This is a genomic window from Ligilactobacillus apodemi DSM 16634 = JCM 16172 (genome assembly GCF_001434405.1).
Classification (GTDB): domain Bacteria; phylum Bacillota; class Bacilli; order Lactobacillales; family Lactobacillaceae; genus Ligilactobacillus; species Ligilactobacillus apodemi.
Window position 1 is genome coordinate 97911 of sequence record NZ_AZFT01000048.1, and the last position, 17982, is coordinate 115892.

Annotated in this window: 14 protein-coding genes and 2 pseudogenes; 15 read left to right on the forward strand and 1 reads right to left on the reverse strand. The window is 38.8% G+C overall.

Annotated features, from left to right (window positions below):
* Positions 1-241: 241 nt before the first annotated feature.
* From FC32_RS04325 to FC32_RS04335, 3 genes are all read left to right on the forward strand, one after another.
* Positions 242-5134, forward strand: a complete 4893-nt coding sequence (locus FC32_RS04325; RefSeq protein WP_025086726.1) for a G5 domain-containing protein — start codon at positions 242-244, stop codon at positions 5132-5134.
* A 507-nt stretch (positions 5135-5641) separates the two neighbouring features.
* Positions 5642-6973, forward strand: coding sequence for an FAD-containing oxidoreductase (locus FC32_RS04330; RefSeq protein ID WP_056957288.1), 1332 nt, complete (start codon positions 5642-5644; stop codon positions 6971-6973).
* A gap of 12 nt (positions 6974-6985) precedes the next feature.
* Positions 6986-7627 carry an SDR family oxidoreductase gene (locus FC32_RS04335; protein WP_025086727.1) on the forward strand — a complete coding sequence of 214 codons (642 nt, stop codon included), beginning with the start codon at positions 6986-6988 and terminating at the stop codon, positions 7625-7627.
* 74 nt (positions 7628-7701) lie between these two features.
* Here FC32_RS04335 and FC32_RS04340 read toward each other — a convergent pair whose 3' ends face one another.
* Positions 7702-8232: an NADPH-dependent FMN reductase gene (locus FC32_RS04340; RefSeq protein ID WP_025086728.1), complete on the reverse strand. Its 531-nt coding sequence runs from the start codon at positions 8230-8232 to the stop codon at positions 7702-7704.
* Positions 8233-8356: 124 nt separating this feature from the next.
* Between FC32_RS04340 and FC32_RS04345 the strand changes: the two genes are divergently transcribed.
* The 12 genes and pseudogenes from FC32_RS04345 to FC32_RS04400 all read left to right on the forward strand — a co-directional run bounded on the left by FC32_RS04345 (position 8357) and on the right by FC32_RS04400 (position 17939).
* On the forward strand, positions 8357-9196 hold the full coding sequence (locus tag FC32_RS04345; RefSeq protein ID WP_025086729.1) for an energy-coupling factor ABC transporter ATP-binding protein: 840 nt from the start codon (positions 8357-8359) through the stop codon (positions 9194-9196).
* On the forward strand, positions 9172-10044 hold the full coding sequence (locus tag FC32_RS04350; RefSeq protein WP_025086730.1) for an energy-coupling factor ABC transporter ATP-binding protein: 873 nt from the start codon (positions 9172-9174) through the stop codon (positions 10042-10044). The genes FC32_RS04345 and FC32_RS04350 overlap by 25 nt, the downstream gene beginning before the upstream one ends.
* Positions 10037-10831 (forward strand): energy-coupling factor transporter transmembrane component T family protein, encoded by a 795-nt coding sequence (locus tag FC32_RS04355; RefSeq protein WP_025086731.1) that lies wholly within the window; start codon positions 10037-10039, stop codon positions 10829-10831. Before FC32_RS04350 ends, FC32_RS04355 begins: the two co-directional genes overlap by 8 nt.
* A gap of 12 nt (positions 10832-10843) precedes the next feature.
* Positions 10844-11596, forward strand: a complete 753-nt coding sequence (gene truA / locus FC32_RS04360) for a tRNA pseudouridine(38-40) synthase TruA (protein WP_056957289.1) — start codon at positions 10844-10846, stop codon at positions 11594-11596.
* A 147-nt stretch (positions 11597-11743) separates the two neighbouring features.
* Complete coding sequence (rplM, locus tag FC32_RS04365) at positions 11744-12187, forward strand: 50S ribosomal protein L13 (protein ID WP_025086732.1); 444 nt, start codon at positions 11744-11746, stop codon at positions 12185-12187.
* 12 nt (positions 12188-12199) lie between these two features.
* On the forward strand, positions 12200-12592 hold the full coding sequence (rpsI, locus tag FC32_RS04370; protein ID WP_025086733.1) for a 30S ribosomal protein S9: 393 nt from the start codon (positions 12200-12202) through the stop codon (positions 12590-12592).
* A gap of 338 nt (positions 12593-12930) precedes the next feature.
* Positions 12931-13669 (forward strand): annotated as a pseudogene (locus FC32_RS04375) (response regulator transcription factor).
* A 14-nt stretch (positions 13670-13683) separates the two neighbouring features.
* Positions 13684-14982 carry a sensor histidine kinase gene (locus tag FC32_RS04380; RefSeq protein WP_035459581.1) on the forward strand — a complete coding sequence of 433 codons (1299 nt, stop codon included), beginning with the start codon at positions 13684-13686 and terminating at the stop codon, positions 14980-14982.
* 453 nt (positions 14983-15435) lie between these two features.
* Entirely contained in the window at positions 15436-15798 is a 363-nt protein-coding gene (locus FC32_RS04385; protein ID WP_051533636.1) for an ATP-binding cassette domain-containing protein, read from the forward strand.
* Positions 15799-15814: 16 nt separating this feature from the next.
* Positions 15815-16078 (forward strand): annotated as a pseudogene (locus FC32_RS04390) (flavoprotein); the annotation flags it as partial.
* Entirely contained in the window at positions 16079-16480 is a 402-nt protein-coding gene (lpdD, locus tag FC32_RS04395; RefSeq protein WP_025086735.1) for a prenylated flavin chaperone LpdD, read from the forward strand.
* Positions 16481-16604: 124 nt separating this feature from the next.
* A complete protein-coding gene (locus FC32_RS04400; protein WP_035459584.1) occupies positions 16605-17939 on the forward strand; it encodes an MATE family efflux transporter in 1335 nt (444 codons plus the stop codon).
* Positions 17940-17982: the final 43 nt, after the last annotated feature.

Sequence of the window (17982 nt, forward strand, 5' to 3'; positions counted from 1 at the left end):
CAGAAGAGTGCTAAATTGGCACTCTTTTTTTGTTTATTTTGATATAATTAAAAAATAAAAGGTATATCTAAGATATTCTCATTTTAATCTTATTGTAGATATTACCTATTTTGTTGAATAAAAGCGCTTTTATAGAATAAAACAATATAACTTAAAAATTTTTAATTGTTTTCTGATTAATAAAAATTTAAGATTAAGTTATAAAGTGATTGCTTAGAACATAAAATAGGTGGGGAAGAAAATGCTTTCTAAAAATAATCATAAATTATATAACCAAAAACTCGCAGCGAAGAAACAAAGATTTACAATTAAGAGACTAAGTGTTGGGGTAGCTTCGATCTTAGTGGGGACCTTGTTTATGACTTACTCAGGCGGAACTCAAGTTTCAGCTGATACTCAAGTAGCATCAACTCAACTAGCTGATGCAAATGAGTCTAATACAGCAGAAACGACTACTAGTCAGGCGAGCACTGATTTAGCAGATGAGGACGCAACGGCTGAGAATACAGCAGAAACAGTGACTAGCGAAGCAGCTACATCAGCTAGTGAAGCAACTAGTGAAGTGGCCAGTGTTGCTTCAGTTGCATCTGAGCAACAAGCTTTTGTAGCTACAGCAGAACCAGAAACAACAGCACCAACTTCAGAAGCTCAACCAACAATGGCCTCAGAAGCAACAAGCTTAGCTCAACCAGCTGAAGTAACTCAACCAGAGATAGCTGAGTCAGAAGCACCAGTTCAAAGCCAAGCTACATCAGCTAGTGCACCAAATAGTGAAAGCGGATACTTTAGAAGTGCTACTTTACGGGCTGCACGTCCAAATGAAGTTAAGGTATACGGCTTTTCTGGTCAAGTTAAGTATAAAGGTGACGGCCAAGTTACTTCAATGAATGGCTATATTGATAAAGAGAAACATACGACAAATTCAGAATCAGTTCGAGTCGAAGTACAGTATATTCCAACAGAATCAAACAAGAATCAAAAAACATTACCGATCTCAGTTGAGTTGACTGGTAATGCGAACTATACTTTACCAAGCACGATTATGATCAACGGATCCAGTGTGCCATTAACATCTGATGGCTATTACTATTCTAGTTCGGTAAAAGCAAATGCAAACGTTGAAAATACGATTGAATTTACAGTTAAGGTAACAGGTCGTTTGAATAAAGTTACCTCATTTAATATATATATTGCTACAGCTAATGCAACATATAATAAGGAATTTCCAGCTAAGTATTCAGGACAAGCGTATGTAAAAAATACTTTAGTTGCAACTAATACTTTTGATGGTAAGATCTATCAAGAAGTGCTCAAAGAGTTAGAAGCGCCAGCAGATAAGATCGAAAAAGTAGAAATTCCGTTTGAAACTAAATATTTAGCAGATCAGTCTTTAACTGCGGGACAACGAATCGTTGAGAAAAAAGGGGTTTTAGGTGAAAAGACCGTTACAACAACATATACACTCAACAGTGAAAATAAATTTGTCGGTAAAACGAGTGAACAGATCACTAAAGAACCTGAAACAGAACTTGTTAGAGTAGGGACTAAACCAGAGATTCAAGAAGAAAGTATTCCGTTTGAAACTATCTACCAAGAAGACTCACAAATGGATCCTACGGCCGCTGAGGTTATTGTAACGCCAGGGGTTCCAGGGAAAAAAGTTACTTCTACGACTTATCAATTAAATGAAGTGACAGGTGAAATAACAGCTACAACAACGACTAAGACAACCGATCCAGTGTCACAGGTCGTTAAACATAGTCCAACAGGAGAAATTGCTTTCCAAACGCAATATCGGGAAAATCCCGAACTAACAGCTGGTGAAACTAAAGTTGTTCAAGCTGGGGTAGTGGGTTCTTCAAATAAAGTTTACGATGCAGTAAATGGCCATGCAGTCGTCGAGTTTAATCCAAAGACAGAGGCAAGTACTACGCGGGAACCACAATTGATCATGGTTTTAGTTGAGCTTAGTGGGGTGGTCGGTAACAGTATGTATTTGACCAATGATGTTTCTAAGTTAGCTCCACTATGGGATCAAATGGAAGATGGCGATCGTTTGCTTTGGATCAGTGCTTTACGGATCCCTGAAAAATTTGATGATGCACAGGCAAGTTATTCCGTAAAAGGTAAAGATCAACAGATCAATCCATTAGAAAAAATCGGGACTATTTCGGCAAGCGATATTCCGGCACGTTATAACATTACGGCTGAAGATATGAAAAATGCGGAAATTCGTTTAGAAACTGATCTCTTTACGCAAGATGCTAATTCGTTGGTTAATAATAAAGGCTTAATGACCTTGTTAAATCAAGCGGGTTCAAGAGTGATCTCGATCCGGAATGTGGGACGTCAAAAACAAGAATTTAAGAAGTATGGTTTGGCTGAAGCAGCTTTCCAAAAAGCAGGAATACCATATAAATTAGATGATCGAGAAGGGCTACTTAGTGTAACACCTAATTTGATCCCAACAATCGTGTATAAACCACTAGATATTACAATTGAGGATGCTTCTGGCGAATTAAAGATCACAACGGCGCAATTGAGTGTGGGCGATAAGGTGATCAATTTACCAGTAACTAACGGAAAAGTACAAACAACATATACACCTGACAGTGAAACTCCAATTACTATTTCTTATGATTTTGCGGGAACTGCTACAGCAGAACGAACTTTAACTGTCAAAGTTACCGCTGATGGTAATGAAGTAGCTAAATTAGAAACAGCTGTGCAACCAAAACTTCATCTCGAAACGAAAGCTCCAGTAACGCAAATTATTGAAGTTGGTACTAAGCCAGTGGTGACAACTGAAAAGATTCCGTATGAAACGATTTATATTACGGATGAAACAATGTTGGCGGATGCTCCTGAAGTCGTTTTAGTAGAAGGAAAAGAAGGGCAAAAAGTCACAACGATAAATTACACGTTAGATTTACAAACAGGTAAAGTTACAGCTCAAGCTCCAAAAGTTGAGGTAACTGTACAACCGGTAAATCGCGAAGTGAAGCGTGGCGCTGGCCAAGCAACGACAATGCCATATAGCACAATATATCAGGCAAGTGAAGAATTAGATTTAGGTCAACAAGTAATTAGAATTAAAGGTAAAAATGGTCTCCTATTACCAAATGGAGTAGTAAGTAGAGCACCAATGCCTGAATGGATCTTAGTTGGTACAAAGCCAACTGTAGTTGAAACGGTACTTGAATTCTCGACTCAGTATGAAGATGATGCGTTGCGTTTACCAACTGACCCAGAAATCGTTGTCACACCTGGTCGAAATGGTAAGACTATCACGACAACTAAATATAAAGTAAATTCAAGTACGGGTGAAGTCACTGCTTTAGAACCAGTAGTTGAAACAACTCCAGCGGTCGATGAAGTGATTCGCCGTGGTGTTGGGAAAACCACACTAGTACCACGCATAACGAAGTATGTTGCCAATGTTACTTTACCTAAGGGCGAAACACATGAAATGGTAGCTGGGACTGATGGTGTGATCCATCCAAATGGTGATACTCTGGTTGCTATGGAAGCTCGAGTAATAGAAGTTGGGGCTAAGCCAGTTATTGTAGAAACAAGAATCGAGCCTCAAGTAATTTACCAAGAAGACCCAACGATGAAAAAAGAAGATCCTGAAATCGTGTTAGTTGAAGGGTTAGCAGGTAAAAAGACAATTACAACAAGCTTTAGGGTAAATGAAATTACCGGTATGATCACTGAGATCACAAAAGAAGAAGTTGTTGCTCCAATTGATCGAGTGGTTAAAGTTGGGGTTGGCTCTGAAGTTGTTATCCCATATATGACGCAATATGAAGCTGACGCAACAATGATAGCTGGTGAAACAGCGGTCAAAGTAGCGGGTCAAACCGGAATCAAACATCCAAACGGCACGGTAACGACAGCACCAGTGACAGAAGTGATCTTAGTAGGTACAAAGGCTGCGGTAACAGAAGAAACATTAGCACCACAAGTGATCTACCAAGAAGACGCAACGATGAAAAAAGAAGATCCACAAGTTGTCGTAGTTGAAGGTCAGGCAGGTAAGAAAATCACAACAGTAACTTACACCTTAGATGAAACGACAGGTAAAGTTTCTGCCAATGAACCAGTGGTAGAGATCACAGCGCCAATTGACCGTGTGATCAAAGTGGGCGTGGGTAACGAAAGTACGATTCCATATCTAACTAAATATGAAGCAGACGAAACGATGACCGCCGGCGAAACAAAAGTCAAAGTTGCGGGCCAAACGGGGATCAAGCATCCAAATGGTACAGTGACAAAAGCACCGGTGACTGAAATCATTTTAGTAGGTACAAAAGCCTCAGTGTCAGAAGCAACGATTGCATTAAAAGTAATTTATCAAAAAGATCCAACAATGAAACAAGAAGACCCACAAATTGTTGTTGTAGAAGGCCAAACTGGTAAAGAAATTACCACGGTGACATATACCCTAGATGAAACGACAGGCAAAGTGACCGCTAATGAGTCGGTCGTAGAAACCATTGCGCCAGTTGACCGTGTGATCAAAGTCGGTGTAGGCGAAGATACAGTCTTACCATACGAAACGAAGTATGAAGCTGATGAAACGATGACCGCCGGCGAAACGAAAGTCAAAGTTGCGGGCCAAACGGGGATCAAGCATCCAAATGGCACGGTGACAAAAGAACCTGTGACTGAAATCATCTTAGTTGGTACTAAGCCAGTAGTAACCGAAGAAGAAATTGCTTTTGAAGTTATCTGTGTTGATGATCCTACTTTACCAGCTGGGACAGTGGTCAAAGTTCAAAATGGTCAAGCGGGTAAGAAAATCATTACTACAACTTACATTGTTGATGAAAATACTGGCGAATTAACGCCAATAACTACAGAAGAAGTATTGGAACCAGTAACCGAATTGGTTAAACGTGGTACCAAGCCAGCTGAAGTTATCACAACAGTTAAAGAAGAAGTAAAAGTAATGCCTGTAGAGACACCAGCAGCACCAAAACAAGAAGTTGCTAAACCAGCTCAAGTTAAGGAAAAAGAATTGCCACAAACAGGTGATACAACAGAAAATACAGCTATTTTAGGAGCAGTTGGGATCCTCTTAGCTTTAGGCTTAGTTGCTTACGATGGACGCAAAAAACGTCCCGAATAATAAATGAAAAATCAATAAGTTTTTCGAAGTTCGTTAAAGATGCTTAGCATTTTTAGCGAGCTTTTTTTATTCAATGATAGGAAAAAAAGATAATTTGTTGTAAAAATCAATCTTTTTTGAATAAATAAATTTATTTAGTAAAAAAAAGATTGTATTTATCAAAGTGAAAATTTAACATAATATATGTAATTGATAATTTATTTTAATTTAATAAAAATCAATAGTCGTTTAGTCGTAAGAATCGTAGACCTTGTTTGGACTTGATAAGAATGGGGAGAGATAAGTACAAACAAGGAGCAATTGTTAATATTATTAATGAAATCGCTATTTTAAAAAGAGAGATAATAAATGGAGAAAAAGGTTGAAGTAGATCAAATGATCTGCTTTTTTTGTGGAAAATTTTAGAAAAAACTTACAAAATGTAAGCATATTTCGTGACCTTTTAAAATAAGGCTCGTATAATTAGGGTAAATGTTACATGTCACTCAAGAAAGTGGGGATTTTTAAATGACAAACGTTAAAAATATCATTATTGGTTTTGGTAAGGGTGGTAAAACACTCGCTAAAACTTTAGCTACAAAAGGTGAAGAAGTCTTAGTGATCGAAAGCTCTGATCAAATGTATGGTGGGACCTGCATCAATATTGGGTGTTTGCCTTCCAAACGCTTGATCATCGAAGCAGACGCTAAACAAGATTTCGCTAAAGCAGTCTCAGGTAAAAATGAAATGACAGCCTTTTTACGAGATAAAAACTATCACATGTTAGCGGACGAACCAAGTGTCCAGGTACTCAATGGGACTGCTAAGTTTGTCAATGATCACGAAGTTCAAGTGACGACTCCAGCTGGGGAAGTTTTGGATTTTACAGGCGAACGGATTTTTATCAACACTGGGGCTGAATCAGTTATTTTACCGATCCCAGGCTTAAAAGACAGCAAATACTTGTTAGATTCAACTAAAGCAATGGATCAAAGTACATTACCACAAGAATTGGTGATCATTGGTGCTGGTTACATTGGGTTAGAATTTGCTGGAATGTTTGCACGTTACGGGGCGAAGGTGACGGTGTTAGATGCCTCACCAAACTTTATTCCGCGTGAAGACGATGATGTTTCCCAAATGGTCTTTAAAAATATGCAAGAACTCGGAATCGACTTTAAGTTAGGCGTCAAGATCGTTGAAGTTAAAGATCTAGCTGACAAAGTCGAAGTTGTCTATGAACAAGCTGGCGAAACTAAGCAAGTAACAGCCGATAAAGTTTTAGCTGCTACTGGACGTAAGCCACGCACAAGTGAGCTGGGCTTAGAAAATACCGGCATCAAATTAGATGAACGTGGCGCTGTGATCGTGGATGACCAATTACACACAACAGTTCCAGGCGTTTGGGCGATTGGGGATGTAAAAGGTGGTCTCCAATTTACCTATATCTCTTTAGACGATTTTCGAATCATTAAAGATGAGTTATTCGGGGATGGCAAGCGCAAGATCAGTGATCGCAAAAATGTTCCTTACAGTGTCTTTCTTGAACCGCCATTGTCAAAAGTTGGTTTGAACGAAAAAGAAGCTAAGGCACAAGGAATTGAATATAAACTCTTTAAATTGCCTGTAGCTGCGATTCCAAAAGCACGTGTCTTAAAAGATACTCGTGGGGTCTTTAAAGTCTTAGTTGATCCAAAGACTGAACGAATCTTAGGGGCAACGCTTTATGGGAAAGAATCGCACGAATTGATCAACTTGATCAGTTTAGCGATCAATGCTAAATTACCATATACGCTCTTGCGTGATCAAATTTATACTCATCCAACAATGAGTGAAGCTTTAAATGATGTTTTTAAATAAGGAAGGATAAAAATGAAAGTCTTTATTGTCGGTGCAACGGGACGGGTAGCGACGGAATTGATCAAAGATCTGGTAGCTAAAGGGCACCAAATCACGGCTGCAGCCCGCAAACCTGAAAATGTTGTTTTAAAAGATGATCCTTTGGTGACAACAGTTAAGTTAGATCTCCATGCTTCAGTAGAAGAACTAGCAACGCTGATCGGAAAACAAGATGTGATTTATTTTACTGCGGGTTCTCGGGGCAAGGATCTCTTACAAACCGATGCGTTTGGTGCAGTCAAAACGATGCAAGCTGCAGAACAAAACGGAATCAAGCGTTATATCATGTTAAGTTCGATGCACGCCTTAGAACCTGAATTTTGGCACGAAGGCGCATTAGCTAAGATCATGGATTATAACATTGCTAAATTCTTTGCGGATAACTATTTGATCCACAATACGAGCTTAGACTATACGATCTTACAACCAGCAGTTTTAGTCGAAGAGCCTGGAACTGGAAAGATCACTGTCGGAAAAGAGATCGGCAAGCAAAATCCGATCGCAGATGTGGCATTAACGTTAGCCGAACTGCTAGAACACGATAATACACGTGGTAAAGTTATTTTGATGAGCAGTGGAACTACACCGATCGCACAGGCTTTAGCTAGTATTTAACAAAAAACGGTATGGGAGAAACTGACCGTCTAAACCTAAACTTTAGACTAAGTTTTCCCAATACCGTTTTTTTGTTAGAGTAGACGGTTAAAATCGGCAGTGATCGCTGGTAAAAGTGGGCGATAAGTTTCTAAGATTGCCAGCGTTTCTTCAGTGCTAGCGCTAGGAGCAAGCGTAATTTGTGGTGCCACAGCAAGTGTTGGCATTTTTAAACCTTGCATCACTAGGCGTAAGGCAATTTGGGCTTGAGTCCCACCATGTCCACCAAAAGTAACGAGACAAGCTGGTTTATTGGCCCATTCTTGATAAAGGTAATCAAGTGCATTTTTTAAGACTGCAGGATAGCCCCAGTTATATTGTGGAACAATGAAAATAAAGCCATCTAAGCTTTGGATCGTTTGGCTCCAAAGCTTGGTTTTTTCGTGTTCGTATTGCATTGTTTGAGGCAATGCTTTTTCATCTAAAAATGGTAAGTCAAATGTCGCTAGATCGATCAGCTCAAATTCAAGCTCATCCGTTGGTAAATTTTCATAAAACCATTGAGCAATCATGGGGCTTCGTCTTGTTGGACGGGTACTCCCGATAATAATTCCTATTTTTTTCATAAAAAAACCTCCATATCTCAGTTAATTTTAAACTTCCGCACAAATGGAAGCAAATTATCAGGCTAAAATATGGTATATTAGTTCTAAATGTAGATAACTGTAGTTCAGTTAAGAGGAAAAATAAATGAATTCAATAATTGAAATTAAAGATCTGAGTTTTTCATATGATCATGAGGAGCCAAAAAAGGTACTTGATCAGGTCAATTTAACGATTGACCAAGGCCAATGGGTCGCTTTGATCGGGCATAATGGTAGTGGCAAAAGTACCTTAGCTAAATTGATCGATGGTTTGTTAACGCCAACCACAGGTACGATCACCGTTGCGGGGCAGACTTTAAGTGAAGAAACTGTTTGGGAGATCCGCGACCATATTGGAATGGTTTTTCAAAATCCAGATAACCAATTTATCGGTGCCGATGTGGCTGGGGATGTTGCCTTTGGTTTAGAAAATCGGGGGGTTCCTTATGAAGAAATGCATTTACGTGTCAAAGAAGCCTTAAAAGCGGTCAACATGGAAAAATTTGCTGCTCATGAACCAGTACGTTTATCTGGGGGCCAAAAGCAACGAGTTGCGATCGCAGGGGTTTTAGCGTTACGTCCGCAAATCGTGATTTTCGATGAGTCAACGAGTATGTTAGATCCTAAGGGGCGCCAAGAGATCGTAGCGCTGATGCGACGCTTGAATAAAGAAGAAGGCTTTACTGTGATCTCGATCACGCACGATATTGATGAAGCCTCTTTAGCAGACCGGATCATTGTGCTAGATGATGGTAAAGTCATTGCTGATGATGCGCCTGCAAAAATTTTTAGTCGGGGCAATGAATTGTTCAAAATCGGACTAGATGTCCCATATCCAGAACGGTTAAAACATGAATTGGCACATTTAGGTGTACAAGTCCCGAAAAAGTATCTTACAGAAAAGGAAATGGTAGACTGGTTATGTCAATACGTCTTGAAAAAATGAGCCATACCTATCAAGTAGGTACGCCACTTGAAGAAGTTGCAGTCAAAGAAGTGAGCTTTGAGATCAAAAATCAAAGTTTTACTGCGATCGTTGGGCATACCGGTAGTGGTAAATCTACGCTTCTCCAACACTTAAATGGGCTATTAAAACCAACGAGTGGCTATTTAACGATCAACGGGCATAAGATCACGCCTGAGACTAAAAATAAAGAGCTCGGGGACTTACGCCAAGAAGTAGGTTTTGTCTTTCAATTTCCCGAAGCGCAATTATTTGAAGAAACGGTCTTAAAAGATATTGCCTTTGCGCCTAAAAATTTTGGCAAAAGTGAAGCCGAAGCCCTAGAGATTGCGCGTGAAAAAGCAAAATTAGTCAAATTACCTGAAGCTGTTTTAGAGCGTTCACCGTTTGAACTTTCAGGCGGACAAATGCGACGAGTGGCGATTGCAGGGATCCTCGCAATGTCACCTAAGATCTTAGTTTTAGATGAGCCAACAGCAGGCTTAGATCCCGTTGGGAGATTTGAAATGATGGAGTTATTTAAGCAACTCCATCAAAAAGAAGGACTTACAATCATTTTAGTGACTCACCAAATGAATGATGTTGCTAATTATGCTGATCATGTGCTCGTGATGGAAGAAGGGCAGTTAATCGCCGATACAACATCTAAAGAGCTTTTTAGTGACCCTAGTTGGCTCAAAGCACATCATTTGAGTTTGCCCCAAACAACTGATTTTGCTTATCAGCTCCAACAACGTGGCATCTCATTTGAAACGCTCCCGTTAACGGAACACGAGCTGGCGCGTTTCTTAGCCCCAAAACTCAACCAAAGGGGGAAAATCGATGGGTAAATTATTATTAGGTCGTTACTTACAAGGTAATTCATTTGTGCACCGCTTAGATCCACGGGCTAAGATGATCTTATGTTTTTATTTTGTCTTGATCGTCTTTTTATGTAACAACTGGCAGACTTATCTTTTATTGAGTGCCACGACTTTATTGTGCGCTGTGCTCTCAAAAATAAAGTTGAGTTATTTTATAAAAGGCGTCATGCCTCTTATTTGGTTGATCTTATTTACCGTCTTATTACAAGTCTTCTTTACGCGAGGGGGCACCGTTTACTGGCAATTTGGTCCGCTGACGTTGACACAATTTGGTTTGTTAAACGGGGTGTTTGTCTTTTGTCGTTTTGTCTTGATTATTTTTATGTCGACCCTTTTAACATTGACGACGCCACCGTTAGCGATCGCTGATGCCACGGAATCATTGATGGCGCCACTTAAAAAAATCAAGGTGCCAGTCCACGAGATTTCGTTGATGTTATCGATTGCATTACGTTTCGTGCCAACTTTGATGGATGAAACAACTAAGATCATGAATGCGCAACGCTCTCGGGGCGTAGATTTTAGTGAGGGAAGTTTGGTCAAGCGGATCAAAGCCGTGATCCCTTTACTGATACCACTATTTGTGAGTGCGTTGACTCGGGCCGAAGATCTAGCAACTGCCATGGAAGCACGGGGCTACCGGGGCGGTGAAGGACGCACTAAATACCGCCGGCAAATCTGGCAATTAAAAGACACCGTTTCACTTGTTTTCTTTGGGTTAGTGACGGTTGGCTTGATATTTTTGAGAAATTGAGGAATTGAAAAGATGACACAACGTTATATGATAACTTTAGCTTATGACGGAACAAATTTTGCGGGCTTTCAGACCCAGCCCAACCAGCGCACCGTCCAATCTGTCTTGGAAAAAGCGCTAAATAAGATGAGTAAATTCGATGACTACATCACGATCCATGGCTCGGGCCGGACTGATGCTGGCGTACATGCTTTAGGGCAAGTCGTGCATTTTGATTTTCCCCATGAAATCGCACCAGCAGGGATGTTAAAGGGGCTAAATTCGATGTTGCCCCTCGATTGTGAAGTTGTTGATTGCAAGATCGTTAGTCCTGATTTTCATGCGCGCTTCACGACTCACGGCAAACGTTACATGTATCGGGTCAGTCGTTCGTGGTTTACCGATCCGTTTAAACGTTTTTATACGGGACATTATAAATACCCATTAGACGTTGAGCGCATCAAAGAAGCACTACCTGATGTGGTCGGTACCCATGACTTTTCAAGTTTTGTGGCTTCGGGTAGTCAAACTAAAAATCATGTGCGGACGATCTATGAAGCAACGGTGCGAGAAGATAAAGAAAATAATGAAGTGATCTTTGAATTTTATGGCAATGGTTTTTTATATAACCAAGTGCGGATCATGGTGGCAACTTTGCTTGAAATCGGCAATGGCAAGCGTCCCGTGCATGATTTTTTACGGCTTTATGAGGTCAAAGACCGCAATGAATGCCGTGAAACCGCCCCAGCGAGTGGCTTATATTTGAAAAAAGTCTATTATGATTAAGCTTTATTGCTAGACTTTTTTGAAAGTTATAATTGACTATCCTTTAAAAAAATCGTAATATAGTATTTGGTATTGTTTGCCCCACAGTAAGCCCCGTTAAAACTTATTGTTTGTCAAACATGTATACATTAAATGGAGGAAATAAACGTGCGTACAACATATATTGCAAAACCAGGCGAAGTAGAACGTAAATGGTATGTCGTAGATGCAACAGATGTTCCTTTGGGACGTCTATCCACAGTTGTGGCATCTATTTTACGCGGTAAGAACAAGCCTACATTCACACCAAACGTTGATACAGGTGACTTTGTGATCGTCATCAATGCAGAAAAAGTTGCTTTGACAGGTCGTAAAGCAACAGATAAGATCTATTACCATCACTCAAACCATCCAGGTGGCTTGAAGGAACGTACAGCTGGTGACTATCGTGAAAAGGATCCAGAAAAATTGATCGCATTATCTGTTAAAGGTATGCTTCCAAAAGGTACTCTTGGTCGTGCACAAGCTAAGAAGCTTCACGTTTACCGTGGTGCAGAACACAAGCATGCTGCTCAAAAACCAGAAGTATTGGACATCACAAACTTAATCTAGGAGGAAACGAATTTGGCACAAGTACAATATCGCGGCACAGGCCGTCGTAAAAACTCAGTTGCACGTGTAATCTTGGTTCCTGGTACAGGCAAGATCACAATGAACGGCAAACCTGCAGAAGAATACATTCCATTTGCAAACTTACGCGAAGTTATGGCTCAACCATTCGTTGCTACAGAAACAAAAGACCAATATGATGTATTGGTAAACGTTAACGGTGGTGGCTTCTCAGGTCAAGCCGGCGCTACACGTCATGGTATCGCACGTGCTTTACTTGAAGTAGATCCAGACTTCCGCGGTGTCTTGAAGCGTGCAGGTCTCTTGACTCGTGATGCACGTATGAAAGAACGTAAGAAGCCAGGTCTTAAGAAAGCTCGTAAGGCTTCACAATTCTCAAAACGTTAATATCGTTATTATATCAACGTTTCAAACGCATTTCTCGCTTTGGCGGGAGATGCGTTTTTTTGTTTTGACCTAGACTTTGACCTATTTTTATAAAAATGCGAATACAGCCCATATTCCCCTAATCATTTTGTAATTATGATATAATGAAGCTATCAATGGTCAATGGAGAATGGTATTCTTTAAAAGATTATTGTCTTGTATTTATATAAAACTTTCTGATAAATATGGTATATAAAAAGAGCTTTTGTAGCCGCTGTGTAATATAAATAGGCACTTAATTGAAAAATCAGAATAAATCGTAGTAATAAGGTATGTTAAAAAGAAAAAAGGAAAGAAATATGATTAACATTTTTGTACTTGAAGATGAGATACTACAACAGTCTCGGATTGAAACCGCTATCCTAAAAATTTTAAATGAGAAACAGATAAGGTGCAGAATTTTTGATGTTTTTGGAAGCTCAACTCAATTATTAGAGGCTATCGAGGAAAGGGGGAGTCATCAACTATTTTTCCTTGATATTGAAATAAAAAATGAGGAGAAAAAAAGGGCTAGAAATTGCTAAAGAGATTCGAAAAAAAGATCCAACTGCAACGATTGTTTTTGTGACCACCCATTCAGAATTTATGCCATTAACTTTCAAGTATAAAGTTAGTGCACTTGATTTTATTGATAAAGCTCTCGGAGAGCCTCACTTTTATGAGCGTATTAAGTCTGCTATTGACTATACGCTAGCTAGTAAGGGGGAAATGGTATCTCAAGATTCATTTTATTTAGAGACATCATTATCCCAAATTCAAGTTCCCTTTAAAAAAATTTTGTATTTTGAAACTGCCCCAACTGTACATAAAGTCATTTTGCATACGGTTGATGAGCGGCTTGAGTTTTATGCTGCAATCTCCGAAATCGAAAAAAAAGATAGTCGATTATATAGAAGTCATAAGTCATTTGTAGTGAATCCAGCTAACATTACGCGGGTGGACAAAATTAGTAAGATTCTTTATTTTCCCAATGGAGATTCGTGCTTGGTATCAAGAACTAAGCTTAAAGGATTGAGTGAAAGGCTTACATCATTGTAGTTAGGTACGGTACTATGGATATTACTTATATTATTATATCATTTGCAGTTTTTTTTACTCAAATTAGTGTCATTACCGTGTTATATCGGCAAATTAGTGGCATTACGATTCGATGGTATTCATATCTTAATATTATAATTTTTAATGTTACCCTTTGCTTAATAGCTCCACTTATTGGTTATTTTTTTACGTACTTATTTTGGTTAGGTTACTCTTTATATAAAGATCGGAGTCATAATCGTCCGCTTGCTGTCTTTTATGGACTCTATCCTGTGGTTATTGAAAGTCTTTTTAATAGAGTAATGGCATTTTATATTTTTCCTACCATAGGTATTAGTCTCGAGATGATGGCACAATATCCAGTGCTAAATTTGTTAATTGAGCTCTTAATTCTTCCCTTATCCTATGGAGTAACTAGAAGTATTCAGCTTGATTTTAGAAATCTTCAGGTGGGGGTTGAAAAGCGATATCTTAATCGCACACTGATTGTCGTTGATGTTTCAATGATTGTTTATTGTATTTCCTTACAGCTTCTACTGCTTAAGGATGACTTAATTCCCAATGCTACAGCATATAGGGAGAAACTCGTAGGCGCATATGTTATATTTTTCTTAATAGTTTTGATTTATTTAAATTCTAAATGTTCCGATAGACTTCAAGATGAGATTTTACAACAAAAAGATATACAATTATCGGAATTAGCAAAATATAGTCAACATATTGAAAAATTATATGAGGAAATCAGAAGTTTTAGGCATGATTATATTAATGTTTTGATGAGTATCCAGTCAGGCTTAGAACTCAGAGATTTGGATGCTATTCAAAAAGTCTACAATACTGTACTTTCAAAGACAGTGACCCAATTTTCAGATCAAAAATATGATATTGCTAGTCTTTCTAAAGTTTCCAATACTGCTGTTAAAAGCGTCTTGTCAGCTAAATTAAGAGAGGCTCATGAAAAAGGAATTAAGTTAGAAATTGAAATTGAAGAAAATTTAGACTTATCAATTATTGATACTTTAGATATTATTACTATCCTAGCAATTTTACTAGATAATGCAATCGAAGCCACTCTATTGACAAAGCAACCTATACTTAAGTTTGCATTATTTCATCATAATGGTTATTTAGTTTGTATTGTTGAAAACTCTATGTTTCAGGAATCTATTAGTCAATCAGAAATTTTTAAAAAAGGATATTCCACCAAGGGAAAATCAAGAGGAATAGGATTGAACAAAGTTATGAATATTTTAGATCAATATCCTAATGCATCAATTCGAACTAGGAGTGCTAATCATTGTTCAGTCAAATAATAAAATTAAAAGAAACTACAAATTGAATGTACTAATCTCAAAAAGTGAATATTATATATTCACATAAAGGGTTTAGCTCTAGATTATACAGAGCTAAGCCCTTTTAGTTTTGATATGGTTATTGATGAAGCAGTCTCATCTTAGTTGTTAGGATTTATGTCTAACCTTTCATGGAGTAATTTAAAGTACCCTGTAGTTTTTTATTATATCAGTGCTTAGCCACAAAAAAATAAGTAGGACATATCTCTACCTCCGTTAATTATGTTAATAATTATATCATTGGTGATTGTTTTTATTACGTTTTATCATAATCAGTTACATTTTTGTCAGAATCTGTGCAAAATATCGAAAATGAGTGATAAAGGTACGAAAAATGAACTACTTATGACAAATACGAAAAAAGATAATTTTACAATCTATAATGGTGCCATAGCATGTAAGAAAGGAAAACTTATGAAAAATAAAGTTATCAAAGCCAGAAATATTAGGAAGGTGTTTGGAAAATCTGTTGCACTTGCTGACATTAGTTTTTCTATTGATAAAGGTCAAATTTTTGGTTTCCTTGGTCCGTCCGATTCGGGTAAGACAACAACTATAAATATTCTCACAGGGCAACTTTTGGCAGATAATGGTAGCGCTGAAATTCTCAATCAAGATTCCCGCAAGCTATCTAGTCAGGAATTAAGTCAGATTGGCTTAGTTGGTGATACTAGCGGTTTCTTTGAAAAGATGAGTCTTTACAACAATTTACTTTTTTTAAGGCGTATTAGTTGGAGCAGCGATCAATTTACGGATATCAAAATCTTCATCGGATGAAAGATGAGCCACTAGCGATAATTTACTTTCGCGGGCAGCCGATGTGACGTTAAAAGAAAGACGTCCCTTGATCATCGTGCCCCGTGAGACCCCATTAAGTACGATCCACTTGGAAAACTTGACCAAGCTTTCTCAATTAGGTGTGCAGATCATTCCACCGATGCCTGCTTTTTACAACCATCCGCAAACGATCCAAGATCTGATAGATCATCACACGATGAAACTATTAGATGCCTTACACTTGCGCAACGATTTTGACGAAAAGCGGTGGCTAAGTTAGATGGAACAACGAGAATTTAGTGTTACGTTAGCAGACTATACGATCACGTTAACTGCTTTACAACTTGGACGTGATTTATTTGTAAGTATTACGGGGGGAGATGTGCCTCACATTGGGACTTTGACCTCCTATGCTAAAGAAGGTGTCTTATCACTCCAACAATTTCCTAGTCATTCGGGGCGTGTTCACAAAGACAATGTCCTAGCTGAGCGTGTTTTGACCACGATCAAACCTTATTTACAAGGTAATTGTGTCTTAACAGCCGGGGTTCATGTTGATGGGATCACTAAAGAACAGATCCAAGCTTCATTTACCATGGTCGATCAGTTAGCCGAAAAACTAGCGCAGTGGTTGAAAACTGAGCAGATAATGACACCATTACCGCAGTACAAAAAAAGCTAGATTTGTTATAACTAATTTTGTTATAATTTTTAATAAATAAGCGACAACTCTTACTTTTAGAGTTGCGCTTTTTTTATGGCTGTTTTTATTTAAGCTAAAAATTTATATTAAAGGAACTAAGAATATGCAAGATGAACCAATTTCGACGCTCTTACGGCGCTTTGCAGGTCCAGCGGTGATCGCTAATCTAATCAGTGCGTTGTATACGATCGTCGATCAAATTTTTATTGGACAAGGGGTCGGCTATTTAGGAAATGCTGCTACCAATATTGCTTTTCCGATCACCACGATCTCCATGGCACTAGCGCTGATGTTAGGGATCGGAACGGCAGCTAATTTTAATCTCGAAATGGGACGAGGCAATGTTAAACGCGCCGAAAAAATGGTTGGGACGACTTTTGGCTCGTTGATCATTTTAGGTGTTGTAATGAGTGCTTTACTGTTACTGTTTACTAAGCCTTTGATGAGTGCTTTTGGGGCAACAGCTGAATTGATGCCTTATGTTTTACCATTTGTGCGCATTACTGCACTGAGTTTGCCATTTTTCTTGATCTCAACGGCTTGTAATTCAATCGTGCGTGCCGATGGAAGTGCACGTTATTCGATGTTTGGAATGGTTGTTGGGGCAATCTTAAACATGATCTTAAATCCGATTTTTATTTTTGGATTCAAGTGGGGAATCGCTGGTTCGGCTTGGGCAACGGTGAGCAGTCAGATCATTTCTGGGTGCATCTTTTTAGCCTATATTCCTAATTTTAGAAATATTACGGTGGGGCTAAAAGACTTGATTCCACGCCCAAAGCTTTTAAAACCGATCTGTGCGTTAGGACTAGGACCAATGTTTCAACAATTATCAGTGACGTTAGTTCAGATCGTAACTAACAACTTGATCAAAGTTTACGGCGTTGATTCAACGATCGGACCAGAGATCCCCGTGGCGGTCGTCGGGGTCGTTTCTAAGATCAACCAAGTGTACACCGCAATCGTTTTGGGGATCACCCAAGGAGCTCAACCGATCTTAGGCTTTAACTATGGGGCTAAAGCTTACGGGCGGGTGCGTGGGACCTTTAAATTAACGGTCACGATCAACACTTTGATCTCGCTTGTAGCCTTTTTAGCGTTTCAATTATTTACTCATCCGATCATTTCCTTATTTGGGACGGCAAGTTCAACTTACATGAATTATGCGGTGTATTACATGCACGTCTTTTTTGCGATGGTCTTTGTTAATGGTTTTCAAACATCATCAGGGATCTTCTTTTCCTCGATCGGTAAGGCCAAAAATAGTGTGTTCTTGATCTTGTCTAAACAGATCATCTTGCTTTTACCGCTACTTGTCATCATGACCTTGTGGCTTGGGGTAGATAATTTGATGATCGCTAATCCGATCGCCGACTTTCTTTCGGCTTTACTAGCTGCGATTTTGATCCGGCACGCATTTAAAAAGATGCCAGCTTAAAAAGTATTAGTCGTCTGCAGAAATTTGCTGACGGCTATTTTTT

What these genes read in the sequence shown, in the direction of transcription:
- FC32_RS04335 (WP_025086727.1), top strand. Translation starts at nt 6,986, where the DNA reads ATGAAAGTCTTTATTGTCGGTGCAACGGGACGGGTAGCGACGGAATTG.
- FC32_RS04330 (WP_056957288.1), top strand. Translation starts at nt 5,642, where the DNA reads ATGACAAACGTTAAAAATATCATTATTGGTTTTGGTAAGGGTGGTAAA.
- FC32_RS04325 (WP_025086726.1), top strand. Translation starts at nt 242, where the DNA reads ATGCTTTCTAAAAATAATCATAAATTATATAACCAAAAACTCGCAGCG.
- FC32_RS04340 (WP_025086728.1), bottom strand. Translation starts at nt 8,232, where the DNA reads ATGAAAAAAATAGGAATTATTATCGGGAGTACCCGTCCAACAAGACGA.
- lpdD (WP_025086735.1), top strand. Translation starts at nt 16,079, where the DNA reads ATGGAACAACGAGAATTTAGTGTTACGTTAGCAGACTATACGATCACG.
- FC32_RS04345 (WP_025086729.1), top strand. Translation starts at nt 8,357, where the DNA reads ATGAATTCAATAATTGAAATTAAAGATCTGAGTTTTTCATATGATCAT.
- FC32_RS04355 (WP_025086731.1), top strand. Translation starts at nt 10,037, where the DNA reads ATGGGTAAATTATTATTAGGTCGTTACTTACAAGGTAATTCATTTGTG.
- FC32_RS04350 (WP_025086730.1), top strand. Translation starts at nt 9,172, where the DNA reads ATGTCAATACGTCTTGAAAAAATGAGCCATACCTATCAAGTAGGTACG.
- FC32_RS04400 (WP_035459584.1), top strand. Translation starts at nt 16,605, where the DNA reads ATGCAAGATGAACCAATTTCGACGCTCTTACGGCGCTTTGCAGGTCCA.
- FC32_RS04380 (WP_035459581.1), top strand. Translation starts at nt 13,684, where the DNA reads ATGGATATTACTTATATTATTATATCATTTGCAGTTTTTTTTACTCAA.
- truA (WP_056957289.1), top strand. Translation starts at nt 10,844, where the DNA reads ATGACACAACGTTATATGATAACTTTAGCTTATGACGGAACAAATTTT.
- FC32_RS04385 (WP_051533636.1), top strand. Translation starts at nt 15,436, where the DNA reads ATGAAAAATAAAGTTATCAAAGCCAGAAATATTAGGAAGGTGTTTGGA.